19 protein-coding genes are annotated in these 24,548 nt (G+C 75.6%); 9 read left to right on the forward strand and 10 right to left on the reverse strand.

Annotation, left to right across the window (positions count from 1 at the left end):
- Positions 1 to 201: 201 nt before the first annotated feature.
- Positions 202 to 1,686, forward strand: coding sequence for a diguanylate cyclase domain-containing protein (locus ACI792_RS00340; protein ID WP_456600812.1), 1,485 nt, complete (start codon positions 202 to 204; stop codon positions 1,684 to 1,686).
- 97 nt (positions 1,687 to 1,783) lie between these two features.
- On the forward strand, positions 1,784 to 2,380 hold the full coding sequence (locus ACI792_RS00345; RefSeq protein ID WP_456600813.1) for a TMEM165/GDT1 family protein: 597 nt from the start codon (positions 1,784 to 1,786) through the stop codon (positions 2,378 to 2,380).
- Here the strand turns inward: ACI792_RS00345 and ACI792_RS00350 are convergent, their stop codons facing one another.
- Both ACI792_RS00350 and ACI792_RS00355 read right to left on the reverse strand, forming a co-directional pair.
- Positions 2,381 to 3,268: a haloalkane dehalogenase gene (locus ACI792_RS00350; protein WP_456600814.1), complete on the reverse strand. Its 888-nt coding sequence runs from the start codon at positions 3,266 to 3,268 to the stop codon at positions 2,381 to 2,383.
- Positions 3,269 to 3,375: 107 nt separating this feature from the next.
- Positions 3,376 to 3,936 (reverse strand): TetR/AcrR family transcriptional regulator, encoded by a 561-nt coding sequence (locus ACI792_RS00355; RefSeq protein ID WP_456600815.1) that lies wholly within the window; start codon positions 3,934 to 3,936, stop codon positions 3,376 to 3,378.
- A gap of 69 nt (positions 3,937 to 4,005) precedes the next feature.
- Between ACI792_RS00355 and ACI792_RS00360 the strand changes: the two genes are divergently transcribed.
- Complete coding sequence (locus ACI792_RS00360; protein ID WP_456600816.1) at positions 4,006 to 4,386, forward strand: hypothetical protein; 381 nt, start codon at positions 4,006 to 4,008, stop codon at positions 4,384 to 4,386.
- Here ACI792_RS00360 and ACI792_RS00365 read toward each other — a convergent pair.
- Positions 4,383 to 5,084, reverse strand: coding sequence for a class I SAM-dependent methyltransferase (locus ACI792_RS00365; protein ID WP_456600817.1), 702 nt, complete (start codon positions 5,082 to 5,084; stop codon positions 4,383 to 4,385). The genes ACI792_RS00360 and ACI792_RS00365 overlap by 4 nt on opposite strands.
- Positions 5,085 to 5,163: 79 nt before the next feature.
- Between ACI792_RS00365 and ACI792_RS00370 the strand changes: the two genes are divergently transcribed.
- Complete coding sequence (locus ACI792_RS00370; protein ID WP_456600818.1) at positions 5,164 to 5,916, forward strand: MerR family transcriptional regulator; 753 nt, start codon at positions 5,164 to 5,166, stop codon at positions 5,914 to 5,916.
- Between the two features lie 88 nt (positions 5,917 to 6,004).
- Here the strand turns inward: ACI792_RS00370 and ACI792_RS00375 are convergent, their stop codons facing one another.
- Both ACI792_RS00375 and ACI792_RS00380 read right to left on the reverse strand, forming a co-directional pair.
- A complete protein-coding gene (locus ACI792_RS00375; RefSeq protein WP_456600819.1) occupies positions 6,005 to 6,799 on the reverse strand; it encodes a methyltransferase domain-containing protein in 795 nt (264 codons plus the stop codon).
- 152 nt (positions 6,800 to 6,951) lie between these two features.
- Positions 6,952 to 8,454, reverse strand: coding sequence for a glycerol-3-phosphate dehydrogenase/oxidase (locus ACI792_RS00380; RefSeq protein ID WP_456600820.1), 1,503 nt, complete (start codon positions 8,452 to 8,454; stop codon positions 6,952 to 6,954).
- A gap of 38 nt (positions 8,455 to 8,492) precedes the next feature.
- Between ACI792_RS00380 and ACI792_RS00385 the strand changes: the two genes are divergently transcribed.
- Positions 8,493 to 10,145: an FAD-binding oxidoreductase gene (locus tag ACI792_RS00385; protein ID WP_456600821.1), complete on the forward strand. Its 1,653-nt coding sequence runs from the start codon at positions 8,493 to 8,495 to the stop codon at positions 10,143 to 10,145.
- Between the two features lie 159 nt (positions 10,146 to 10,304).
- Here the strand turns inward: ACI792_RS00385 and ACI792_RS00390 are convergent, their stop codons facing one another.
- Positions 10,305 to 11,753 (reverse strand): FAD-binding oxidoreductase, encoded by a 1,449-nt coding sequence (locus tag ACI792_RS00390; protein ID WP_456600822.1) that lies wholly within the window; start codon positions 11,751 to 11,753, stop codon positions 10,305 to 10,307.
- Positions 11,754 to 11,956: 203 nt separating this feature from the next.
- Between ACI792_RS00390 and ACI792_RS00395 the strand changes: the two genes are divergently transcribed.
- A complete protein-coding gene (locus ACI792_RS00395; protein ID WP_456600823.1) occupies positions 11,957 to 15,274 on the forward strand; it encodes a BTAD domain-containing putative transcriptional regulator in 3,318 nt (1,105 codons plus the stop codon).
- A gap of 139 nt (positions 15,275 to 15,413) precedes the next feature.
- Here the strand turns inward: ACI792_RS00395 and ACI792_RS00400 are convergent, their stop codons facing one another.
- The gene (locus ACI792_RS00400) at positions 15,414 to 16,181 is read right to left on the reverse strand and encodes an SDR family oxidoreductase (protein ID WP_456600824.1); all 768 of its coding nucleotides are present in this window, start codon (positions 16,179 to 16,181) and stop codon (positions 15,414 to 15,416) included.
- 118 nt (positions 16,182 to 16,299) lie between these two features.
- On the opposite strand from ACI792_RS00400, the gene ACI792_RS00405 reads away from it, so the two are divergent.
- The 3 genes from ACI792_RS00405 to ACI792_RS00415 all read left to right on the forward strand — a co-directional run bounded on the left by ACI792_RS00405 (position 16,300) and on the right by ACI792_RS00415 (position 20,576).
- On the forward strand, positions 16,300 to 17,526 hold the full coding sequence (locus tag ACI792_RS00405) for an arginine deiminase (RefSeq protein ID WP_456600825.1): 1,227 nt from the start codon (positions 16,300 to 16,302) through the stop codon (positions 17,524 to 17,526).
- A 126-nt stretch (positions 17,527 to 17,652) separates the two neighbouring features.
- Positions 17,653 to 19,137 carry an MFS transporter gene (locus ACI792_RS00410; RefSeq protein WP_456600826.1) on the forward strand — a complete coding sequence of 495 codons (1,485 nt, stop codon included), beginning with the start codon at positions 17,653 to 17,655 and terminating at the stop codon, positions 19,135 to 19,137.
- On the forward strand, positions 19,134 to 20,576 hold the full coding sequence (locus tag ACI792_RS00415) for a M20/M25/M40 family metallo-hydrolase (RefSeq protein ID WP_456600827.1): 1,443 nt from the start codon (positions 19,134 to 19,136) through the stop codon (positions 20,574 to 20,576). Before ACI792_RS00410 ends, ACI792_RS00415 begins: the two co-directional genes overlap by 4 nt.
- A 66-nt stretch (positions 20,577 to 20,642) precedes the next feature.
- Here ACI792_RS00415 and araA read toward each other — a convergent pair whose 3' ends face one another.
- The 3 genes from araA to ACI792_RS00430 are packed head-to-tail and all read right to left on the reverse strand — an operon-like array spanning position 20,643 to position 24,516.
- The gene (araA, locus tag ACI792_RS00420; RefSeq protein WP_456600828.1) at positions 20,643 to 22,151 is read right to left on the reverse strand and encodes an L-arabinose isomerase; all 1,509 of its coding nucleotides are present in this window, start codon (positions 22,149 to 22,151) and stop codon (positions 20,643 to 20,645) included.
- An 11-nt stretch (positions 22,152 to 22,162) separates the two neighbouring features.
- The gene (locus ACI792_RS00425) at positions 22,163 to 22,846 is read right to left on the reverse strand and encodes an L-ribulose-5-phosphate 4-epimerase (RefSeq protein ID WP_456600829.1); all 684 of its coding nucleotides are present in this window, start codon (positions 22,844 to 22,846) and stop codon (positions 22,163 to 22,165) included.
- Positions 22,843 to 24,516, reverse strand: coding sequence for a xylulokinase (locus ACI792_RS00430; RefSeq protein ID WP_456600830.1), 1,674 nt, complete (start codon positions 24,514 to 24,516; stop codon positions 22,843 to 22,845). Before ACI792_RS00430 ends, ACI792_RS00425 begins: the two co-directional genes overlap by 4 nt.
- Between the last annotated feature and the right edge of the window lie 32 nt (positions 24,517 to 24,548).

Consider the following 24,548-nt stretch of genomic DNA (forward strand, 5'->3'; position numbering starts at 1 on the left):
TCAATGTCGGCGCATGACCGGGACGGTAGACCCGACGGCGCCCCGGCGCACCGGGGTTCTCGACCAGGGGGATGCCCGGGGGAGCCGCGGACCTACCCGTGCGGGGGAATCGACACGCCGTCCCTCAACCAGGCGGCGGCGCCCGCCGTTGCGAGACTGGACGGACCGGATGCGCCGGCCACGTCGGCGGGGGGACACAGGATGACCAGCACGGCCGGGCACACGCCGGCGCCCGGGCATCCGGACGTGGACCTCCCCCTCATGGACGCCGACCCCGCGCTCGAGGGCCTGGTGCGGGTGGCCGCCGCGGTCACGAACATGCCCTCCGCCGCGGTGATCACCATGGACACCGCCGTCATGCACGTCATGGCGGTCCACGGCTTCCGGGGCGCCGCCTGGCCGCGCGCGGGCTCGATCGTCGCGACGGTGCTCGAGCGGGGGCCCGGCGTCCAGACCTGCGACGACCTGACCGACGACCCCGGGTTCGCCCGCAGCCCCTGGGTGGACGGCCGCCGGGCGCGGATGCGCGCCTTCGGCACCGTCCCGGTGGTCGTCGACGGCCGCACGGTCGCCGCCATCTGCGTCTTCGACTCCACGCCGCACGCCTTCACCGACGAGGAGCGCGCCCGGCTCGCCGACGTCGCCGCCGCCGTGGGCACGCTGGTGCGAGCCGGGCAGCAGACCCGCGAGCTCGCCGACCTCGCCGCCGCCAGCCAGCTGGCCCGAGCCGAGACGGCGCGGGCGCACCAGGAGCTCGCCCGCTCCACCGCGTTCACGCAGTCGCTGCTGGAGGTGCTGCCCGTGGGGGTCATCGGCGGGGACGCCGAGGGGCGGGTCACCCTCTTCAACGCCGCCGCCCGCGCCTGGCACGGCCTCGACGCCGACCCGACCGTCGCGGTCGAGGACATCCCGAGGACCTTCGGGCTCACCGACGTCCACGGGACGCCCCTCGCCTACGGCGACGTGCCCTTCAGCCGGGTCTACACCGAGGGCCGCGTGGAGGACGCCGAGATGGGCATCGCCCTCCCCGACCGGCCCCTGCGCAGGGTGTCCGGCTCGGGCGTCCAGGTGCACGACGTCGACGGCTCGCTGCTGGGCATCGTCGTCACCCTCACCGACGTCACCGAGCAGCGGGCGCTCGAGGAGGCGCTGCGGGACGCCGCGCTGCACGACCCGCTCACCGGCCTGCCCAACCGGAACCTGCTGCTCGACCGGCTCGACCAGACCCTCGCCGCCGCGGAGCGGGCGCGCCGGCAGATGGCCGTCCTCTACTGCGACCTCGACGGGTTCAAGCCGGTCAACGACACCGCCGGGCACGCCGCCGGCGACGAGGTGCTGGTGGTGGCCGCCCGCCGGCTGGCCGCCGAGATCCGCCCCGGCGACACCGTCGCGCGCATCGGCGGTGACGAGTTCGTCGTCCTGTGCCCGGAGGCCGGCTCCGAGCGGGCCGCCCAGGTCATCGCCGACCGGATCACCGCCGCCTTCGACGAGCCCCTGCGCCAGGCCGACGGCGCGGAGCACGCCGTCGGCATCAGCATCGGGGTGGCGCTGTGCGGTCCCGGCGAGACGCCGGACTCCGCGCTGGCCGCCTCGGACGCCGCCATGTACCGGGTCAAGGCCGCCCGGCGGGAGGCGCGCGTCCCCGCGCCGCGGCCGGAGCCCGGCCCCGTCGTCCCCGCCCCCTGACCCCACGTCGCGCACCGCCCGGCGGCCGCTACGGTGGTCCACCGAGAGGTCGCCTGCCCGAGCCCCGCCCGGCAGTGCCGTGCGAGAAGGGTTCGTCGTGATCTGGTCGGTCGTCCTGGCCGCGTTCGTCCTGGTGCTGCCGGTCGAGCTCCCCGACAAGACGCTCTTCGCCAGCCTGGTGCTGGCCACCCGCTTCCCGCCGCTGCCGGTGTTCGTCGGCGTCGGCACCGCGTTCGGCCTGCAGGTGGCGATCGCGGTCACCGCGGGCTCGCTGCTGTCGCTGCTGCCCCAGGCGCTGGTCACCGGCGTCGTCGCGCTGCTGTTCCTGGTCGGCGCGGTGATCCTCTGGCGCAGCGCCACCGCGGGCGCCGAGGACGCCGGCGAGGCCGCCGACGTCCGCGAGCAGACGTCGTTCCTCCGGGCGGCCGCCATCTCCTTCGGCGTGCTCTTCGCCGCCGAGTGGGGCGACCTCTCCCAGCTCGCCACCGCGGGCCTGGCCGCGCGCTACGACGCGCCGCTCTCAGTGTTCGTCGGCTCCTGGGCCGCCCTGCTCGTCGTCTCCGGCCTCGCGGTGTTCCTCGGCAAGAACCTCGCCGACCGGCTGCCGATCGCGCTCATCCGCCGGGTGGCCGCGGGGTTGTTCCTGGTCTTCGCCGTCATCGCCGCCGTGGAGACCGTCCGCGCGCTGGTCTGACTACGCGAGCGTGGGGAGCCAGTCGGCCACCGCGCGCCCGATCTCGTGCGGCGAGTCCTCCGGGACGAAGTGGCTGCCCGCCACGGTGACCTCGGTGAGCGCCGGCCAGCTGCGCACGAACTCCCGCTGGCGGCCGACCAGGATCGAGCCGGGGTCGGCGTCGATGAACAGCTTGGGGACGTCGCTGCCGGCCAGCCACTCCCCGTACTGCTGGACCCGCTCCACCACGGCCGCCGGCTCGCCCTCGATCGGCAGCTGACGGGGCCACTCGAGCGTCGGCCAGCGGTCCTCGCGCCCCGGGAACGGCGCGCGGTACCGGTCGTGCGCCTCGGGGGTGAGCCCGCGGGCCACCGACGCCGGCAGGATCTTCTCGACGAACACGTTCTTGTCCAGCACGGCGGCCTCCCCGTTCGGGCCGCGCATCAGCTGGAAGATGTTGCGCGCGTCGGCGGGCCAGTCGTCCCAGGTGACCGGCATGACGATCGCCTCGGTGAAGGCGATGCCGCGGACCCGGTCCGGGTGGCGGGCGGCCCAGTCGAAGCCGAGCCCGGAGCCCCAGTCGTGCAGGACGAGCGTGATGCGGTCGCCGACGAAGACCCGGTCCAGGAACTCCTCCAGGTAGGCGGCGTGCGTGTCGAACGAGTACGTGCCCGGGGCCGGGTCGGGCAGCTTCTCGGACTCCCCCATGCCGATGAGGTCGGGGGCGACGCAGCGGCCGAGGTGCTGGACGTGCGGGATCACGTTGCGCCACAGGTAGGACGACGTCGGGTTGCCGTGCAGGAAGACGATCGACTCCCCGGTGCCGACGTCCACGTACGCCATCTCGGCGTCCTTGACGGTGATCCGCGTGCGCGGGAACGGGTCCTCGGGGGAGATGGCGTCGGGCATGCGCCGATCCTCACACGGACCGCGGCCGGTCCGCCGGGTCGGCCCGCCCGGCGCCGGCAGGCCCGTTCCTGCCGTCGCCGTCGCCGCCGTGGAGACGGTCCGCGCCCTCAGCTGACCGGCGGGGTCAGCAGCGCCAGCCGCTCCACCAGCGCCGACAGCTGCCCGTCGAGGTCCGGCCAGCCCGGCGCGGGCGCGGCCGACCGCAGGGTGACCACGCCGTGCAGCGCCGTCCACACCAGCGTGGCCTCCTCCCGCGGGTCGATGCTGCGGGATCGGCCCGCCCCGACGCAGGCCTCGATGCCCTGGACCAGGACGGCGAACGCCATCTCGGCGCTGTCGGGCTTCCGCGGGCCGAACATGGCGCGGTACCGCGCCGGTGCGGCGAGGCCGGCCAGCACGTAGGTCCGGCACCCGGCGAGCAGCCGTCGCACCGGGTCGGACTCGCGCTCGACGGCTACCAGCACCGCCGACCGCAGCTGCTCGAAGCCCTCGTCCAGGACGGCGCGCAGCAGCTCGTCCAGGTCGGCGAAGTGGCCGTAGACCGCGGGCGCGCTGACGCCGGCCTCGCGCGCCACGCCGCGCAGGCTGACGGCGGCGATCGAGCCCTCGCGCTCGAGCAGCGTGGTGGCCGCGGCGAGGAGGTCGGCGCGGAGGTCGCGGGCGGGCACGAAGACACTTTACAGGCGTTAAGCAAAGGGCCTACGCTGCTTTACACCCGTTAAGTCGAAGGAGGAGTCATGGGCCTGATCCCCGACCTCGCCTGGACCTCGCCCGCTCCGGGCCCCGGACCCGGCGTCGTGGTCGACACCCGCCTGCACCTGCGGCGGCTCCGGGACGTGCCGATGTTCTTCCGCACGTCCCTCGCCACGTACCGGCAGGCCGTGCGGAGCCCCGGTGCCCGCTCGGTGCGCATGCGCGCCCAGCCGCTGGCGCGCCGGTTCACGACGGTGTCGTGGTGGGACGACGCCGGGGCGGCGCGGGCCTTCGCGATCGCGGAGCCGCACCGCTCGGCGATGCGGTCCTGGCGCCCGCGCATGGACCAGGCGGACATCACCTGGCGGCCGGGCGTCGCCGGCGAGATCCCGGCGCTGGCGGTCCTCGAGCCCACGACCTCCTAGACCTGCCGCGCCACCAGCACCCGGAAGAGGTTCTGCAGCCGGTAGCCGCCGTCGCCGGTGCGGTAGGGCTCGAGGTGCTCCAGCACCGTGTCGCGCAGCGCCTCCGGTTCGGTCCGCCGCACGGCCGAGCGGGCGAGCGGGGTGACCATGAGCGGCCCGACCAGCTCGTCGGCACCGGCGTAGTCGAAGGGCACGACCACCTCGTCGAGCCGCTCGACCGCCAGCCCCGCCCGCTCGGCCATCGCCCGCAGCCGGGCCGGCTCGCTCACCGCCGGCCCGCGGCGGGGCCGGCCCGGCGCCAGCGCCTCCTGCAGCACCCGCAGGTCGCACTCCCGGTCCCGGCCCCACACCGTCGCGGCGACGACCCCACCCGCGCGCCCGGCCCGGTGCAGCACCGCGACCGGGTCGGCGACGTGCATCAGCAACTGGACGGCGGTGACGACGTCGAACGGCCCGGGCGGAGGGTCCTGCGCGTGCCGGACGAGGAAGGTCCCGCCGGGCACCGCCGCGGCCGCCTCCGCGACGGCGGCCGGATCGGTGTCGACGCCGGTCACGCGGGCGCCCCGGCCGGCCGCGCGCCGGGCAAGCTCGCCCGCGCCGCAACCCAGGTCGAGCAGGCGGGTGCCGGCGGTCACCGCGGTGGCGTCGAGCACGGCCTCGTGCAGCGCCGCGCCCCAGCTCTCCGCTCCCCCGCTCACCGGGCGACCATAAACGTGCTTGACCCTGACGCGACGTCAGGCCGTTGCCTTCTCCTCGTCAGAGGGAGCGAGGGATCCGATGAACGTGGGCGAGGTCGCCGCGATGGCCGGCGTCACGGTACGCACGCTGCACCACTACGACCGGATCGGCCTGCTACGGCCGTCCGGGCGGACGTCGGCCGGCTACCGGCAGTACGCGCGGGCCGACCTGGACCGGCTGCACCAGGTGCTGGTCTACCGCGAGCTCGGGTTCCCCCTCGAGGAGGTCGCGGCCCTGCTGGACGACCCGTCCGCCGACCCCGCCGAGCACCTGCGCCGGCAGCACCGGCTGCTGCGGGACCGGCTGGATCGGACGCAGGCGATGGTCGCGGCCGTGGAGAAGGAGATGGAGGCGAGAGCCATGGGAATCGGACTCACCCCGGAGGAGCGGTTCGCGGTGTTCGGGGAGCACGACCCCGAGCAGTACGAGGCCGAGGTCGAGGAGCGCTGGGGCGAGACGGAGGCCTACGCGCAGACGAAGCGCCGGACCGCGGCGTACTCCAAGGAGGACTGGCTGCAGATCCTGGCCGAGGGGGAGGACGTCGAGGCCCGCTTCGCCGCCGCCCTGCGGGCCGGGGTCCCGGCCGACTCGGCGCAGGCGATGGACCTCGCGGAGGAGCACCGGCAGCAGATCAGCCGGAACTTCTACGACTGCCCGCCCGAGATGCACGCCGACCTGGGCCGGATGTACGTCGAGGACGAGCGGTTCGCCGCCCACTACGACCAGCGCGCGCCCGGCCTGGCGCAGTACGTCAGCTCCGCCGTCCAGGCCAACGCCGCCCGCCAGGGGTGACCGCCCTGGACCAGTGGCCGGCCGGCGAGATCGGCGATCCGGCCCTCTCCAGCGCCGGGATCCGGGCGGGATCGCCGATCTCGCGTGGTCACACCCGGATCAGCAGCTCCCCGTGCAGCATGCCGAGCCAGCCGTTGTCGGCGTCGGCCCAGCGCAGCCACGCATCGGCGATGCCCTGGAGGTCGCCCGGCGTCGCCAGGCCGTAGGCCACAGCCTGCTCGGCGAAGGACGACGCCGTCGCCCGCCCCGCCCACGAGCCGCCCCACCACCGCCGCTCGGCCGGGGACGCGTAGCACCACGCCGAGGTGGACGCGGTCAGGTCGCGGAGCCCCGCCGCGTGCGCCCAGGCCAGCAGCCGGCGACCGGCGTCGGGCTCGGCGCGGTTGCGGCGGGCCACCTGCTGGTAGAGCGCCAGCCACCGGTCGAGCCCCTCGTCGGCGGGGAACCAGGTGGTGGCCGCGTAGTCGACGTCCCGGACGGCGACCAGCCCGCCCGGCCGGCAGACCCGCGCCATCTCCCGCAGTGCGGCCACCGGGTCGGTGAGGTGCTGCAGCACCTGGTGGGCGTGGACGACGTCGAACGAGGCGTCGGGCAGGTCGAGGGCGTAGACGTCGCCGACGGCGAAGGCGACCTCGACGCCGGCGCGGTCGGCAGCGGTCCGCGCCTCGTCCAGCGGGTCCGCCGAGAGGTCGAGCCCGAGCACGCGTCCGGGCGCCACCCGGGCGGCGAGGTCGACGGTGATCGTGCCGGGCCCGCACCCGACGTCGAGCAGGTCGAGCCCCGGGCGCAGCGCGGGCAGCAGGTGCGCGGCGGAGTTCTCGGCGGTGCGCCACCGGTGCGACTGCAGGACCGGCTCGGCGTGCCCGTGGGTGTAGGTGTCCACGGGCGCAGTGTGGCCCGGCGTCCCGGCTAGTGGAACCGGCATCCCGCTTGATGAGATGCCGCCGTCCTCCCCCGTCGCAGCGCGTCCTCCCTCAGCGCCCACCGTGCGGGAGGACGCGCCATGATCAGGGAACCTGATCCCGGCGGACGGGGTCAGCCCTCGGCGAGGACCTGCTCGGCCACCGGCACCGCCCGCTCCCGGTCGGCGCGCACCAGCCCGATGCGGGAGCGGCGGTCGAGCAGGTCGGCCACCGTGCGCGCGCCCTCGTGCCGGACCGCGAAGCGCAGCTCCCCCACCGTCTCCGGCCGCCCGGCGACGACCAGCGCCGGTCCGAGCGCCTCCACCGCGGGCGCCTCGGTGCCGTACCGGGCGACCAGCCGCGCCGGTGCGGGCACCCGGTCCAGCGCCACCCGCGGCGCCGCCCCGGCGAGCGCGAGCCGCGCGGTGGTCGACCGCGCCGCGCCCCGCCCCAGCCGCGTCACGACGGCGTCCACGGCCTCCTCGGCCATCGCCCGGTAGGTGGTCAGCTTCCCGCCGACGACGGAGAGGACCGGTCCGTCCCACGCGAGCAGGTGCCGGCGGGAGAGGTCGGCGGTGGCGCCACCCGGCCCCGTGCCCGCCGACTCGGGCAGGACCAGCGGCCGGTAGCCGGAGTAGGCGCCCACCAGGTCGGCGCGGGTGAGCGGCTCGGCGAGCACCTGGTTCACGGTGTCGAGCAGCTGCCGCACCTCGGCGTCGGACGGTGCCGCGTCGTCGTCGGGGACCGGCCCCTCGACCGGCTCGTCGGTGAGCCCGAGGTAGACCAGGCCGTCGGGCTGCGGCAGCGCGAAGACGTACCGCGAGCGGGACCCCGGCAGCGGCACGGTCAGCGCGGCCGACGGCGAGCCCAGCCGCACGCCCGGCACGACGAGGTGGGAGCCGCGCGAGGGCACCAGCCGGATGTGGGGCGCCAGCCGCTGCGCCCACACCCCGGCGGCGTTCACCACCACCCCCGCCCGCACGGTGAGCGGGCCCTCGTCGGTGGTCGCGTGCACGTCCGCGCCGTCGACGGCGGTGACGGTCGCGCCGGTGACCACCCGCGCGCCGTGGGCGGCCGCCGTCCGGGCCAGGGCGACGACGAGCCGCGCGTCGTCGGTCAGCTGCCCGTCCCAGAAGACGACGCCGCCACCGCCGGGCCGCACCGCGGGCACCAGCCGGCCGACGTCGGAGGCCTCCACCCGCCGGGTCGCGGGCAGCGAGCGCCGGCCGCCGGGCACCGAGAGCCGCACCGCGTCGCCGAGCCGACCGCCCAGCTCCGCGAGCGCGGTGACGTCGCGGCCGGCGGCATCGGGGACCAGGAAGGGCAGCGGGCGCACCAGGTGCGGCGCCGTCGCCCCCATGAGGACGGCGCGCTCGCGGGCGCTCTCCCGCGCCAGCCCGAGCTCGCCGTGGGCCAGGTACCGCAGGCCGCCGTGCACGAGCTTCGAGGACCACCGGCTGGTGCCCGCTGCCAGGTCGGTGCGCTCGCACAGCAGCACCGAGAGGCCGCGCGAGGCGGCGTCCAGGGCCACCCCGGCGCCGGTCACCCCGCCACCGACGACCACCACGTCGACGGCGGCCCCGGCGACGGCGGCCAGGTCGCGGGCGCGGCGCTCGGGTGAGAGGGAGCCGATCACCCGGTCCCCCAGCGCTGCGGCACCGGCAGACTGTAGCCGTGCCCGAGCAGCCGGAACTGACGATCCAGGGCTGGGGCCCGCGCCCCGCCACCCCGGGGGACGAGAGCCCCGACGGCGCCCTGACCAAGGCCGCGCGCCGCTTCCTGACCCGCGAGCTGGGCTGGGAGCCCCGGCACACCCCGCCCGCCGCCGTGGACGAGATCCGCCTGGCGCCCTGCCGGCTGCCCGAGGAGGACCGGGCGGCCCTGGCCGGCCTGCTGGGCGAGGACCACGTGCGCACCGACCGCGACGCGCGGCTGCGCCGGGCCGGCGGCAAGAGCTACCTGGACCTGCTGCGCCGACGGGAGGGCGACGCCTCCGACGCGCCGGACGGCGTCGTGCTCCCGGGCACCACCCAGGAGACGGCGGCGCTGCTGGCGCTGTGCAGCGAGCGCGGCATCGTCGTCGTTCCGTTCGGCGGCGGCACCAGCGTCGTCGGCGGGCTGGCCGGCGTGGACGCCGACGACCGCCCGACCCTCGCCGTCGACCTCTCGCGCATGGCGTCGGTGCAGGCCCTCGACGTGCCGTCGTCGCTGGTCACCGTGGGTCCGGGCATGCGCGGGCCGGCCCTGGAGCAGGCCCTCGCCCGCGAGGGGCTGACCTTCGGCCACCTGCCGCAGAGCTGGGAGTTCGCCACGCTCGGCGGGTACGCCGCGACGCGGTCGGCGGGCCAGACCTCGACGGGGGTCGGCCGCTTCGACCAGCTCGTCGCGGGGCTCACCCTGGCGACGCCCTCGGGGGTGCTCCAGCTCGGCCACCCCCCGGCGTCGGCCGCCGGGCCCGACCTGCTCGGCCTGGCGCTGGGCTCGGAGGGGACGCTCGGCGTGATCACCGAGCTGACGCTGCGGGTGCGGCCCAAGCCCTCGGCCAGCTCCTACGAGGGCTGGTCGTTCCGCACCTGGGCGGCCGGGCTGGCCGCGCTCCAGCTGCTGGCCCGCCACGACCTGCTCCCCGACGTCGTCCGGCTCTCCGACGCCGACGAGACGAAGGCCAACCTGCTCATGGCCGCCGGCACCGGCGCGCGGGCGCTGCGGGGCGGGCTGCGGGCCCGGGGCCACGGCGAGGGGTGCCTGCTCGTCGTGGGCTGGGAGGGGGTGCCCGACCTGGTGCACGCCCGGACGCGCGCCGCCGCGGCACTGCTGCGCGACGGCGGCGCGGTGCGGCTCGGCCGCCGGGTGGGTGACTCGTGGCGCCGGCACCGGTTCGAGGCGCCCTACCTGCGCGACCGCCTCATGGACGGCGGCCTGCTGGTGGAGACGCTGGAGACCGCGGCCACCTGGACGGCGCTGCCCACCGTGTACGACACCACCCGCCGGGCGCTGCAGGAGTCGCTGGCCCGCGGCGGGCACCGGCCGTTGGTCATGGCCCACGTCTCGCACGGCTACGCCACGGGCGCCTCGCTCTACTTCACCGTGCTGGCCGACCGCGACGACGCGCTGCCCATCCAGCAGTGGCTGTCGGCCAAGCGGGCGGCGACCGACGCGCTCCTGGCCGCGGGCGGGACGCTCACCCACCACCACGCCGTCGGCGCCGACCACCGGCCGTGGCTGGAGCGCGAGGTGGGGGCGCTCGGCGTCGAGGTGCTGCGGGCGGTGAAGGAGCGGCTGGACCCCCGCGGCATCTGCAACCCCGGCGTCCTCCTCCCCGACTGAACGCCCCGCGCCATGATCAGGTGACCTGATCGTCGAGCGTCCTCCCTCACGGTGTGCGGTGAGGGAGGACGCTTCATGATCAGGTCACCTGATCGACGAGAGGCCGGCGCGGCGCCGGGAGGGCCGGGGTCAGGGGCCCGTGACGCCGGGGGCGATCTCTCAGAAGGCGTGGCCGAAGGAGAAGACGCGCTCCGGGTCGACCGCCGCCTTCACCTCGGCCAGCCGCTGGTAGACCCCGGGCGGGTAGGCCGCGGCCACCTCCCCGGGGCCGGAGACGTCACCCAGGAAGTTGGTCAGGCACCCGGGGGCCCGCCACGGCGCCATCGCCCCGAGCACGCCCCGCCCGACGGCGGGCACGATCTCGGCCAGCTCGGGCACGCCCGGCCCGAGGGCCAGCATCGAGAAACCCCCGTCGCGGCCGGCCACCGCGTTGGGCACCTTCGGCGCGCGGGCGAAGGCCCCGCCGAGCTTGCGCAGCTCGACCATCATGAGCGGGATCTCCGCCTGCGGGCCGGCCACGGCCAGCAGGGCGTCGATGCCGTCGTCGGTCAGCTCGGTGAGCAGCTGCCCCTTCTCCCACGCCGGCACGGGGTCGACCGGGTCCATGTGGATCGAGTCCATCTCGTCGGTCCGCATCGGCCCGATGAAGCCGAGCAGGATCCGGCCGGCCCGCATCATCGGCTCGACCAGCCGCTGGCCCTCGTCGAAGTCGGTGCCGCAGTAGGCGTAGCGGAGGTGGACGGCGGTCTGCCCACGCAGCGGCGGCGGGAGGAACTCCATGTCGGGCAGCCGGAGGATCGCGACCGAGGTGCCGACCTCCTCCGGCAGCTCGCGTGACCAGCGGCCGAAGGCGTGCAGGACGGCGGCCATGTCCTCACCGGCGAAGAAGACCCCGCCGGCGTACAGGCCGGTCAGCGGGACCAGGTCCATCTCCAGGGCGGTGACGACGCCGAAGTTGCCCTTGCCGCCGCGGACCGCCCAGAAGAGCTCGGGCTCGGAGTCGGGGGAGAGCGTGCGCTGCCGCCCGTCGGCGGTCACGATCTCCACCGCCCGGACGTGGTCGGCGGCGAACCCGTGCTTGCGGCCGAGGGAGCCCACGCCGCCGCCCAGCGTGTAGCCGATCACCCCGACGTCGGACGACGAGCCGCACAACCCCGCCAGGCCGAACTCGGCGGCGGACTCCATGAGCCGCTTCCACTTCACCCCGGCCTCGACGCGGACGGTCCGCCGCTCGGGGTCGATGAACAGCCCCTGCATGCGGCGGGTGGTGATCATCATGGAACCGGCGGCGTTGCGCACCGGGCCGTGGCCGGTGGCCTGGACGGCGACGCGCAGACCACGGGCGACGGCCCAGGAGACGGCGGCGGCGACGTCGGCGGCGCAGGTGGCGCCGACGGCGATCGACGGGGTGTGCTGTATCGCGACGTTCCAGGTGGCCACCTCGGCGGCCAGCCCGTCGTCGCCGGCGGCGTAGACGGGACCGTGGACGAGGCCGCGGAGCACGTCGACGTCCGCCGCGGGGAACGGCGGTACGAGGGCGTTCACGGCGTCGGCGTCCAGGAGGGCGACGGGCTGCTCGGGCTCGCGGGGGAGCTCGGTGAGGGACATGCGGATTCCTCTTCGCTGCCGCGGTGGTGACCGCGGGTGGGGCACCGCGGTCGGGCCGCGGCTTTTCGGGACGGCGGAAGCGTGCGCGGCCCCGCTTGCCGCGAGCTTGGAGCCGACTTGCACGAGCACCTTGCGGCCCGCTGCAGGCCCACCGCGCGAAAAGGGGTGCCCCCGGGGGCGCCGCGCTGGGAGCATCCTGCGGCGTGCGCTTCCGAGTCCTGGGGCCGCTCGAGGTCTCCGGCCCCGACGGCAGCCCCGCCGACGTGGGCGGGGCCAAGCCCCGGGCGCTGCTGACCCTGCTCCTGGCGGAGGCCGGCCGGGTCGTCGGCATCGACCGCATCGTGAGCACGCTCTGGGGCGAGGAGCCGCCCCCGACGGTCACCGGCACCCTCCAGGCCTACGTCTCGCACCTGCGGCGGGTGCTGGAACCGGGCCGCGGCCCGCGCGAGGCGCCGACCGTGCTGATCACCCGCCCACCGGGCTACCTGCTGCAGGTCGAGGCCGACGACCTGGACCTGCTGCGCTTCGCCCGGCTCATCGAGGAGGGCGACCGCGCGGTGACCGCCGGCGCACCCGCGCGGGGCGTGGCGCTGCTGGACGAGGCGCTGGGCCTCTGGCGCGGGGAACCGCTGGCCGAGCTGGGCGACCTGCCCGCGGCCGCGAGCGACCGGCTCCGCCTCACCGAGCTGCACGTGCGCGCCCGCGAACGGCGCTGCGACGCGCTGCTGGCGGTCGGCCGCCCGGAGGCCGCCGTCCCCGACCTGCAGCACCTGGTGTCCGAGCACCCCCTCCGCGAGCGGCTGTGGGCCCGTCTCGTGACGGCCCTGTACGCCGCCGACCGGCAGGCGGAGGCGCTGGACGCCTGCCGCCGGTGCGCCGACCTGTTGCGCGACGAGCTGGGCATCGACCCCGGGCCGGAGCTGCGCGACCTGGAGCAGGCCGTGCTGCGGCAGGACCCGCGACTGCTGGAGCGGCTGCCCCGCCCCGTGCTGCCGCCGGCTCCCGCGCCCGCGCCGAGCGCCTCGGTGGACGCGCTGGTCGGCCGCCGGGCGGAGCTCGACCAGGTGCGCGCGGTCGCCGAGCAGGTGGCCGGCGGGCGATCCGCCGTCGTCGTCATCGAGGGCGAGGCGGGCATCGGCAAGACCCGGCTCGCCGAGACGGTCGCCGACGGTGCCCGGCTCCTGGGGTGGCCGGTGGCGTGGAGCCGCTGCGCCGACGACACGGGTGCGCCGCCCCTGTGGCCGTGGACGCAGGTGCTCGAGCAGCTGGGCCAGCCGGAGCTGGTCCCCGACGAGGCGGCCGGGGACGACGCCGACGCAGCGCGCTTCCGGCTGTTCCAGGACCTGCGCGCCCGGCTGACCGCCGCGGCATCCCGCCCGGCGCTCGTCGTCCTCGAGGACCTGCAGGGCGCCGACACCACGTCGGTGCAGCTGCTCGGCCTGCTCGCCCGCCACCTCCCCCGGGCGCCGGTGCTGCTGGTCGTCACCGCGCGGACCGTCGGCGAGCCGCTGCCCGAGGCCGTCGCGGACTGCCTGGCCCGGCTCGCCCGCGAGCCCGCCGCCACCTGCCTGCGGCTGCGCGGGCTGGACGCCGACGACGTCGCCGCGCTCCTGACCGCTCAGCTGGGCTCCCCGGGCGACCGCGCGCTGGCCGCCACCGTGCACGACCGCACCGGCGGCAACCCGTTCTTCGTCGTCGAGCTGTCGCGCTGGATGGTCGGCGCCCACGACCTCCACCTGGACGTCGTCCCGGTGCCGCCGTCGGTCGGGGAGGTGCTGCGCACCCGGCTCGCCCGGCTGCCCGCGGGCGCCCGCGAGGTGCTCGAACTGGCCGCCGTCGTCGGCCGCGAGGTGTCCCTGGGCCTCCTGGAGGCGGCCGGCGTCGCCGTCGACGACGCGCTTACGGCGATGGACTCGGCCCTCGCCGTCGGCCTGGTGGTCGAGGGCGGGCGGCCGTGGAGCTGGCGGTTCGCCCACGCGCTCGTGCAGGAGGTGCTGGCCGGCGACCTGCCCGCGGTGCGGCGGGCGCGGCTGCACGCCCGCGTCGGCGAGGCGCTCGAACGGCGGATCACGACGTCCACGGACGACGGGCTCGTGGAACGGCTCACCCACCACTTCGTCGAGGCGCTCCCCGTGGTCGGGCCCGGCCCGGCGCTGCTCTACCTGGGGGCGGCCGCCCGCGCCGCGCGGGCCCGGCTGGCCCACGGCGAGGCCGCCGCGCACGGCCGGCGGGCGCTGCAGCTGCTCGACCCGGAGGCGCCGGACGCGGCGCGCACCCGGCACGACCTGCTCACCGCCCTGGGCAACGACCTGCTCCGCAGCGGCCAGCTGACCGAGGCGCGCGAGGTGGTGGCCGAGGCGATCTGCCTGGCCCGCCAGCTCGACGACCGGGAGTGCCTCGCCGAGGCGGCGGCGGTCTGGGGCAGCGTCACGCTGTGGAACTGGCGACCGCACGGGGTGGTCGACGAGGACATGGTCGCCGTCCTGGAGGACCTGCTCGCCGAGCGCGGGGACGGCGACGACCCGACCACGGCCCGGTTGCTGGGCACCCTCGGCGTCGAGCTGGCGTTCGGCCCCGACGACCGCGGCGTGCGGGCCGCCGGGCAGGCGGTCGCGATGGCGCGGCGGATCGGCGACCCGGAGCTGCTGGGCCGGACGCTGAACAACCTGAGCCTGGCGGTGTGGGGGCGTCCGGGCGCCGCCGAGCTGCGGCTGGCGGCGGCCGACGAGTCGTTGGAGCTGGCCGGTCGCGGGCTGCCGCGGCGCACCGAGTTCCTGGCGCACCTGCACCGGGCGGCGATCCGGCTGCACCTCGGCGACCTGGCCGGGTTCGAGGCCGATCACGCCCAGGCCCGGCGGCTGGCGGTGTCGCTGAGCGGGCCGGAGGTGCGCCCGCACGTGCTCTGGCAGGCCGGCGGGCTGGCCTGGCTCCGCGGCAACGCCGCCCGCGCGGAGGAGCTGACCACCGAGGCCTACGAGCTCTTCCGGCGGGTCACCCCGCACGCGCGGCACGCCTACGCGGCGCACCAGTTCACCCTGCGGCGGGCCGACCACCGCCAGGGCGAGGCGCTGCCGCTGCTGGTCGAGACCGGGGACGAGGGCAACCCGCTGCTGCAGGAGATGGCGGTGCTGGCCGCCGCCGAATCGGGCGACCTGGCCGAGGCCCGCCGGCTGCGCGCGCGCTGGGGCCGCACGCTGGTGCGCGACTGGGCCAGTGACGTCGCGCTGTACCTGCAGGCCGAGAGCTCGCTGTGGCTGGGGGACGAGCGGGACTGGGCGTCGGCGGCGGAGTCGCTGCTCCCCTACCGCGGCAGGCAGGCGGTCCTCGGGACGCCGGCGCTCACGCTCGGCGCCTACGACGAGCTGCTGGGCCGGATCGCCGAGCGGCTGGCCGACCAGGCCGGCGCGCGGCGGTGGTGGACGGCGGCCCGGGAGCAGGGTGCGCTGGTCGGCTCACCGCACCAGGTGGCGCTGGCCGAGTCCCACCTGCGCCGGGTCGCGGCCGAGCCGACCCCCGCCTGACCCCGGACGCGGGGTCCCGGCCCCCCGGCAGTCCCGGCCCGGGGACGCCGTCCTCCCTCACCGTGGCGCGTCCTCCCTCACCGTCTGCAGTGAGGGAGGACGCTCGATGATCAGGTCACCTGATCATCGCGGGTGGGGCTCAGGCGGTGGTGGCGATGCCGCCGTCGACCGGGATGACCGCGCCGGTGACGTAGGCGCCCGCCCGCGAGGAGAGGTAGACGACGACGCCGGCCATGTCGTCGGGGCGCCCGATGCGGCCCAGCGGCGACTTGGCCGCGATCTCGGACCCGAAGGCGTCCAGCGTGGCGGCCATCATCTTCGACTCGAACGGCCCGGGCGCGACGGCGTTGACGGTGATGCCCTGGGGCCCGAGCTCCTTGGCCAGCACGCGGGTGAGCTGGTGCAGCCCGGCCTTGCTCGCGGCGTAGGAGTAGGTCGGCATCGGATTGACGTGCAGGCCGTCGATGCTGCCGACGTTGACGATGCGCGCCGGGTCGCCCTCGGCCGCCGCGGCCCGGAGCCTGGGCAGGAACGCGCGGGTGAGGAAGAAGGGCGACTTCAGGTTCAGGTCGAGCAGCTTGTCCCAGGCCGACTCGGGGAAGGTCTCGAGCGGCTCGCCCCAGGTGGCACCGGCGTTGTTCACGAGGATGTGCACCCGCTCCTCGTGCCGGCCCACCTCCTCGGCCAGGCGGATGCACTCGGCCTCGGTGGAGAGGTCGGCCGGGATCGAGACGACGGTGCCGAACTCCGCGAGCTCCGCCGCCGCGGCGGCCCCGGCCTCGGCCTTCCGTGAGCTGATGTAGACCTTCGCCCCCGCCTGCAGCAGGCCCCGGGCCATCATCAGGCCGATGCCGCGGGTGCCCCCGGTGACCACAGCCACCTTGCCGGTCAGGTCGAACAGGTCCACGGGTACCTCCGGTTCGGCGTCGCGGCGCCGTCGTCGGCACCGACCCCGCACCCTAACGAGGCGGTCCGCACGCTCCTCCACGACGCCGTCGTCGCCGACCTGTGCCAGCCTGGCGGTCATGATCGAACCCGCCGCGACCCCGGGGGCCACGAGCGAGGTCGGCCCGCTGCGCACCGTGATGCTGCACCGCCCCGGCCCGGAGCTGCGCCGGCTGACGCCGCGGAACAACGACCAGCTCCTCTTCGACGGCGTCCCGTGGGTGGCCCGCGCCCAGGACGAGCATGACGCCTTCGCGCAGGCGCTCAGCGACCGCGGCGTCGAGGTGCTGCACCTGGCCATGTTGCTGGCCGAGGTGCTCGCGGTGCCCGCCGCGCGGGCCGACCTGATCGGTGCCGCCGTCGACGACCCGCGGCTGGGCGCGACCCTGCAGCGCGACGCCACCCGCCACCTGACGGGGCTCTCCCCGGAGGACCTGGCGACGGCGCTCATCGCGGGCCTGGCGCACGACGAGCTGCGCGGCCACGGGCTGGCCTACCAGATCATGGACCGCTCGGACTTCGTCGTCCCCCCGCTGCCCAACCTGCTGTTCACCCGCGACTCGTCGGTGTGGATCGGCGGCGAGGTGGCGGTGACCTCCCTGGCCATGCCCGCGCGGCACCGGGAGAGCACCATCACCGCCGCCATCTACACCCACCACCCCCGCTTCGCCGGGTCCGGTCAGCTGTACTCACCGGGGCTCGAGCACCTGGAGGGCGGGGACGTGCTGCTCCTGGCCGAGGGCGTGGTCGCCGTCGGCGTGGGCGAGCGGACGACGCCCGGCGGTGCCGAGCGGCTGGCGCGGCGGGTCTTCGCCCGCGGGCTGGCGCACACGGTGCTCGTCGTCCCCATCGCCCAGGAGCGGGCCACCATGCACCTGGACACGATCGCCACCATGGTCGACGTCGACGCGATGGTGATGTACCCGGCGGTGGCCGACTCGATGGTCGCCTGGACGGTCACGGCGCCCGCCGGCTGCCCCGCCGACGACGCCGACACGACCGACCTCGTCGTCAGCGGCCCCGAACCGTTCGTCGCGGCGGCGGCGCACGCGATGGGCATCGACAAGCTGCGGGTGATCGACACCGGCCTGGACCCGGTGACCGCCGAGCGGGAGCAGTGGGACGACGGCAACAACACCCTCGCCCTGGCCCCGCGGCTGACGGTGGCCTACGAGCGCAACACGGTCACCAACGCCGCACTCGAGGCGGCCGGCATCGAGGTGGTGCGCATCGCGGGCTCGGAGCTCGGCAGCGGCCGCGGCGGTCCGCGCTGCATGTCCTGCCCGGTCTCCCGCGCCCCGCTCTGAGCCCTCCGCGGCGAGCGGCGGGCTACGACCGGGGGACCGCCCGCTCCGACGAGCCACACCGGTGATCCCGGCCACTACGCTGCCAACTTCCTGCGCCGGCCCGGCGCTCGGCGGAGGGACGGTGCGGTGGCAGGCACGGGGACGGCACGGCGGACCGGCCGGATCGCGGGGATCGGCGGCGGGCTCGTCGGCTACCTGGTCTTCGTCGAGTTCACCAGCGGCGTGCTGCAGGGCTACTACGTCCCGCTGCTGACCGACATCGCCCGCTACCTCGGGGTCAACGACGCCGACGTCAACTGGCTCGAGGCCGCCCAGCTGATGCTCTCGGCGATCGCGGTGCCGGTGCTGGCGAAGCTCGGTGACCTGCACGGGCACCGGCGGGTGCTGCTCTGGTCCTCCGTCGTCGTCGCGCTCTCCACCGTCGTGCTGGCCTTCGCGCAGAGCTTCCCGCTGTTCCTCGTCGCCTGGGCGCTGCAGGGCATGTACGTCGTGTGGCTGCCGCTGCAGGTGGCGCTCATCTGGGACCGGTCCCGCCGGACGCCCGGCGCGGCGAGCCAGACCCGCCGCGCGACCGGGCTGATCGTCGCCGCCCTGCAGGCCGGCGCGATCGTGGGGGCGCTCACCGGCGGGCAGATCGGGCAGAGCCTCGCCGACTCGTTCTGGCTGGTGCTCATGGCGCCGCTGGTCCTGGTCGTCGGCGTCTGCGTCGTCGTCGCCCTGCGCGTGCCGGAGAGCCAGGACCGCACCGGCGGCAGCATCGACACGACCGGCGCCGCGGTGCTGAGCCTCGTGCTGCTGGTCATCACCGGCGGCCTGAGCTTCGTCCGCCTCAACGAGGATGCGCTCTGGCCGTGGGCGGTCACCGCGCTCGGGCTGCTGCTGCTGGTCCCGTTCGTGCTCTACGAGCTGCGCCAGGACGACCCGCTGGTCGACTTCCGGGTGCTGCGCAGCTCCTCGATGTGGCCGGTGCAGCTCACCGCCGGGCTCTTCGGCATCAGCGTGCTCGGCGCCCAGGGCCCGCTGTCGACGTACGCGCGCACCGATCCGGAGGTGTACGGCTACGGGCTGGGCCTCTCCACCAGCGAGGTGTCGGTCGTCATCGGCGCCTACGTGATCTCCATGCTGGTCGGCGCGAGCCAGTTCTCCCGGGTGAGCCGGCTGACCACGCCCCGGCGCACGCTGATCGGGGCGGCCACCCTCACCGGCACCGGCTACCTGCTCCTCGTGCCCTTCCACGACACGCTCGCCCAGATGCTCACCTGCATCGCGATCGCCGGGCTGGGCTCCGGTGCGCTGGTCGCGGCCCTGCCGGCGGCCGCCGCAGCCGCGGCCCCGGTCGGCCGCACGGCGGTGGCCACCGGCCTGACCAACACGACCAAGGTGCTCGGCGGGTCGTTCGCCTCCGCGACCTTCGCCCTCGCGCTGGCCTCGAACGTGCCGCTCCTGCCCGACGGGTCGGCCGGCACCGCCGGATCGCTGTCGGGATACATCACCGTGTGGGTCGTCTGCGGCTCGGCGGCGCTGCTGGCCGCGCTGGCGCTGCTCGTCGTCCCGAAGCTGGCCTTCTCCGACCCGTCCGTCCCCGAGCCCACCGAGGAGTCCCGAGCATGAGGCGCGCGCTGGCCCTGGCCGCGACCGGAGCCGCCGCCGCGGCCGCCACCACGACCGCCCGGCGGGTCGCCCGCTTCCGGCCGGTGGAGCAGCCGGTTCCGCCGGTCGACCTGACCGGTCTGGACGCCGACGCCGCGGCGCAGCGGCTCGCCGAGTTGATCCGCATCCCGACGATCTCCTCCCGGGACGCCGACCAGGTGGACGCCGCGGCGTTCGAGGCCTACCGCGCCCGGCTCGCCGAGCTGTACCCGCGCACCCACGAGGCGCTGGAGCGCGAGGTGCTCGGGGCCGGCGCGCTGCTCTACCGCTGGCGCGGCACCACCGACGAGCCGCCGCTGGTGCTCATGGCGCACTACGACGTCGTCCCGGTCGCCGGCCAGGAGTGGACCCGCGACCCGTTCTCCGGGCTGGTCGAGGACGGCTGCGTGCACGGCCGCGGCGCGATCGACGACAAGGGTTCGATGGTCGCGATCCTCGAGGCGGTCGAGGCGCTGGTGGCCGAGGGCTTCGCGCCCCGGCGCGACGTCTACCTCTCGTTCGGCGACGACGAGGAGGTCGCCGGCGTCGGCGCCCGGCTCGCGGTCGAGGCGTTCACCTCCCGCGGCATCCGGCCCTGGGCCGTCGTCGACGAGGGCGGCGCGGTGGTGAGCGGGATGTTCCCCGGCGTCCCGGGGCAGGTCGCCGTCGTCGGGCTGGCGGAGAAGGGCCTGCTGGACGTCGAGCTCGTCACCACCGACCCCGGTGGGCACGCCTCCTCCCCGGCCCCCGGCGGCGCACCGGCGCGGCTGGCGAAGGCGATCCTGGCCCTCGAGGCCGACCCGTTCCCCGCCCGGCTGCACGACGTCGTCCTCGGCATGATCGACGCCGTCGGGCGGCGGGCCCCGCTCGGCCACCGCGCGCTGTTCGCGCACGCCGCCCAGCTGCGGCCGGTGCTGGCGTCCGTGCTGGCCCGGGCCGGCCGGGAGGCGGGTGCGATGGTGCGGACGACGGTCGCCGTGACCCGCCTCGAGGGCAGCCGGGCCTCCAACGTGCTGGCCACCCGGGCCCTGGCGCACCTGAACATCCGGATCGCGCTGGGCGAGAGCGTGCAGTCGACGGTGGAGCGGCTGCACCGCGTGATCGACGACCCGACGGTGGAGGTCCGGGTCGTGTCGGGCAACGACCCGTCACCGGTCTCACGGGCCGACAACGAGGCGTTCGCGCTGATCGGCGCGGCCGCGCGCGCGACCTACCCCGAGGCCGTCGTGGCGCCGTACGTGATGGTGCAGGCCAGCGACGCCAGGCACTTCAGCCAGATCTGCGACAGCGTGTACCGCTTCATGCCCTTCGACCTGAGCCGGGAGGAGCTGTCGGCGCTGCATGCAGCCGACGAGCGCATCTCGGTCGCCGCCCTGCACCGGGGTGCGGGCTTCTTCCGCCACCTGGTCCGCCACCTCTGAGCCGCTCCCCGGGAGCTCCGCCCCTCCCCACACCGGGTGGGCAGAGGCGGAGCCGCCGGGCCGGGTTCACAGTCGCTGGTTGAGGCGGTGGTAGGCCGCGCTCCAGCGCAGCTCGTTGGCCAGCGAGCGCCGGGTGGTGCCGGCGTCGATGAGCACCAGCTCGGTCGCGAAGATCTCGGCGAGGTCGGTGAGCTCGTCGGCGCCGAGCTGCGTGGTCAGCACCGTGTGGTGCGGGCCCCCGGCGGTCAGCCAGCCCTCGGTGGACGTCGAGAAGTCAGGCCGCGGCTCCCACACCGCCCGCGCGACGGGCAGGTTCGGCAGCGGCTCGGACGGCGGCACGACGTCGATCTCGTTGGCCACCCAGCGGAAGCGGTCGCCGAGGTCGGCCCAGCCGATCACGACGCCCTCAGCGGGCGCCGCGTCGAAGACCAGGCGGGCCGGGTCCTCGCGACCCCCGATCGAGAGCGGGTGCACCTCCAGCGAGGGCCGCCCGCCGGCGATGGTCGGGCAGACCTCGAGCATGTGGGCGCCGAGGATCTTCGGCGTCTCCGAGGCCAGGTCGTAGGTGTAGTCCTCCATGAACGAGGTGCCACCGGGGAGCCCGGCCGCGGCCGTCTTCAGCACGCGCAGCAGCGCGGCGGTCTTCCAGTCGCCCTCGCCGCCGAAGCCGTAGCCGTCGGCCATGAGCCGCTGCACGGCCAGTCCGGGCAGCTGCCGCAGACCGCCGAGGTCCTCGAAGTTGGTCGTGAACGCGCCGAATCCGCCTTCGGTGAGGAAGCGGCGCAGCGCCACCTCGATCCGCGCCTGGTACCGGACGGCGTCGTGCTGCGCGCCCCCGGGCCGGACGTCGGCCGCCATCTCGTACAGGTCGCCGTACTCCTGCACCAACGAGTCGACGTCCTCGTCCGCCACGGCGTCCACCACGGCCACCAGGTCGTTGACGCCCCAGGTGTTCACGGACATCCCGAACCGGAGCTGCGCCTCGACCTTGTCGCCCTCGGTCACCGCGACGTCGCGCATGTTGTCGCCGAAGCGCGCCAGCTTCAGCTCCCGCGCGGCGGCGGCGCCGACGGCCGCCCGCGCCCAGGAACCGACCCGTGCCCGGACGGCCGGGCTGCCGACGTGGCCGGCGACCGTCGCGCGCGGCTGGCGCAGCCGGGTGAGGACGAACCCGTGCTCCCGGTCGCCGTGGGCGGCCTGGTTGAGGTTCATGAAATCCATGTCGATCGTCGCCCACGGGAGGGCGGCGTCGGCCTGGGTGTGCAGGTGCAGCAGGGGCTTGCGCAGCGCGTCGACGCCGGCGATCCACATCTTCGCGGGCGAGAACGTGTGCATCCAGGTGATGACGCCGAGGCACGCAGGGTCCTCGTTGGCCTCGCCCATGATGCGCCGGATGGCGTCGGCGTCGGTCAGCACCGGCTTCCAGACCACGCGGACGGGCACCTCGGCGGCCTCGTCGAGGGCGGCGGCCACACGTCGGGACTGCTCCGCGACCTGCTGGAGGGTCTCGTCGCCGTACAGCCCCTGGCTGCCGGTCAGGAACCAGACCTCGCGGTCGTCGAACGGGGCAGTCACACGTTCCTCCATCAGCGTTGTCCGTACACGTTCTGGTACCGGGCGTAGAGCGAATCGATGTCCGCCTGCGCGATCGGGATGGGCTCCCCGAGCTGGCGGGAGAGGTGCACCGTGCGCGCGACGTCCTCGGTCATGACGGCGGCCTTGACCGCGGCCTTGGCGTCGCGGCCAACGGTGAAGACGCCGTGGTTCTGCATGAGCACGGCCGGCGAGCGGGAGCCCCGCAGCGTGGCGACGACGCCCTGGCCGATCGAGTCGTCGCCGATGAGCGCGAACGGGCCGACCGGGATCGGCCCGCCGAACTCGTCGGCCATCGCCGTCAGCACGCACGGGATCTCCTCCCCGCGAGCGGCCCAGGCCGCGGCGTACGGGCTGTGCGTGTGCACCTGCCCGCCGACGTCGGCCATGTGGCGGTAGACGTAGGCGTGGGCGGCGGTGTCCGAGGACGGCGCCTTGACCCCGTCGACGACCTCCCCGTCCAGGTCGCAGACGGTGATGCCCTCCCACGTCAGCTCGTCGTAGGAGACTCCGCTGCCCTTGATCACGAACAGGTCCTCGCCGGGGACGCGGGCGGACACGTTGCCCGCCGTCCAGGTCACCAGCGCGTAGCGGGTGAGCTCGGCATGCAGGGCGGCGACGTGCTCGCGCAGCTCGCGGTGGGTGCCCCGCTCGGTGCGGGTCTGCGTGGCGGTCATGCCAACTCCTCGGTCGGGACGGCGGAGGGCGTCTCGGGTCCGCCGGTCCCCGGCGTACCGACCCCTACGTGCTCCACGGCTGCGCGCTCGACCGGGAGCGCGGCGACGTACCGCTGCATGAACGCGTCGAACCCCTCGACGTCGGCGGGGTCGGGCTCCACGGTCAGGCCCGTGCCGGTGAAGACCGTCCTGTCCAGGTAGTCCGCCAGGCTCTGCCCGGGCTCAGCCCGGGTGGCGAAGGCGGCCAGGACGGCGATGCCCCAGGCGCCCCCCTCGCCGGCGACGTCGCCGACGGAGACCGGGGTGTCGATCGCAGCGGCCAGGAAGCGTTGTGCGACGCCCTCGGTCTTGAACAGGCCACCGTGCGCGAACATCCGGTCCAGCCGCACGCCCTCGGTCTTCTGCAGGACGTCCATGCCGATCCTCAGCGTCGCCAGGGACGAGTACAGGTGGGCCCGCATGAAGGTTCCGAGGTCCAACCGGCTGTCCGGGGAGCGCAGGAACAGCGGCCGGCCCTCCTCGAGACCGGTGATCGGCTCCCCGGAGAGGTAGTTGTAGGCGAGCATCCCGCCGCCGTCGCTCGCCCCGCCCAGGGCGGCGGTGAAGAGGGTCGCGAAGACCTCCGACGGGCCGGCGTCGGAACCCAGCGCGCGGGCGAACTCGGTGAACAGCCCGGCCCAGGCGTCCAGCTCGCTGGCCCCGTTGTTGCAGTGCACCATCGCCACCGGGTCCCCGGCCGGCGTGGTGACCAGGTCCAGCTCGCGGTGCGGCCGGGCGAGGGCGCGCTCGAGCACGACCATGGCGAAGATCGACGTCCCGGCGGAGACGTTGCCGGTGCGCGGGGCGACCGAGTTGGTGGCGACCATCCCCGTGCCCGCGTCACCTTCGGGTGGGCACAGCGGGCTCCCGGGGCGCAGCCGCCCGGTCGGGTCCAGCAGGGCCGCGCCCTTCTCGGTGAGCGTCCCGGCCGGCCGGCCGGCGACCGCGATCGCGGGTAGCAGGTCGGCCAGGCTCAGCTCGACCCCGGCCTCGGCGGCCAGCTGGTCGAACCGGGCCAGCATCGTGGCGTCGTACGAACCGGTGGCGCCGTCGATCGGGAACATGCCGCTGGCATCCCCGATGCCCAGGACCTTCTCGCCGGTGAGCTGCTCGTGCACGTGGCCGGCCAGGGTCGTCAGGTGGTCCAGGCGGCCGATGTGGTCCTCACCGTCCAGGATCGCCTGGTACAGGTGCGCGACGCTCCACCGGTGCGGGATGTTGACGCCGAACTCCGCGCTGAGCCGCTCGGCCGCGCGGCCCGTGTTCGTGTTGCGCCAGGTGCGGAAGGGCGTGAGCAGCTCGCCGTCGGCGTCGAACGCGAGGTAGCCGTGCATCATCGCCGACACGCCGAGGGAGCCGACCGCTCCCAGCTCGATCCCGTGACGGCGCCGAAGGTCCTCGGCCAGGGCCGCGACGCTCTGCTGCACACCCGTCCAGACGGCCTCCAGCGAGTACGTCCACAGCCGGTCCACGAGCTGGTTCTCCCAGTCGTGGCTGCCCACGGCGAGCGGAGCATGGTCGGGACCGATCAGCACCGCCTTGATCCGGGTCGAGCCGAGCTCGATCCCCAGGGCCGTGCGACCGAGGGTGATCGCCTCACCGGGGTGCATGCCCGCACCGACCTCGCCCATCAGGCCTCCTGCCTCGTCGTTGTGATCGTTCA

The organism is Blastococcus sp. SYSU DS0669 (assembly GCF_054050895.1).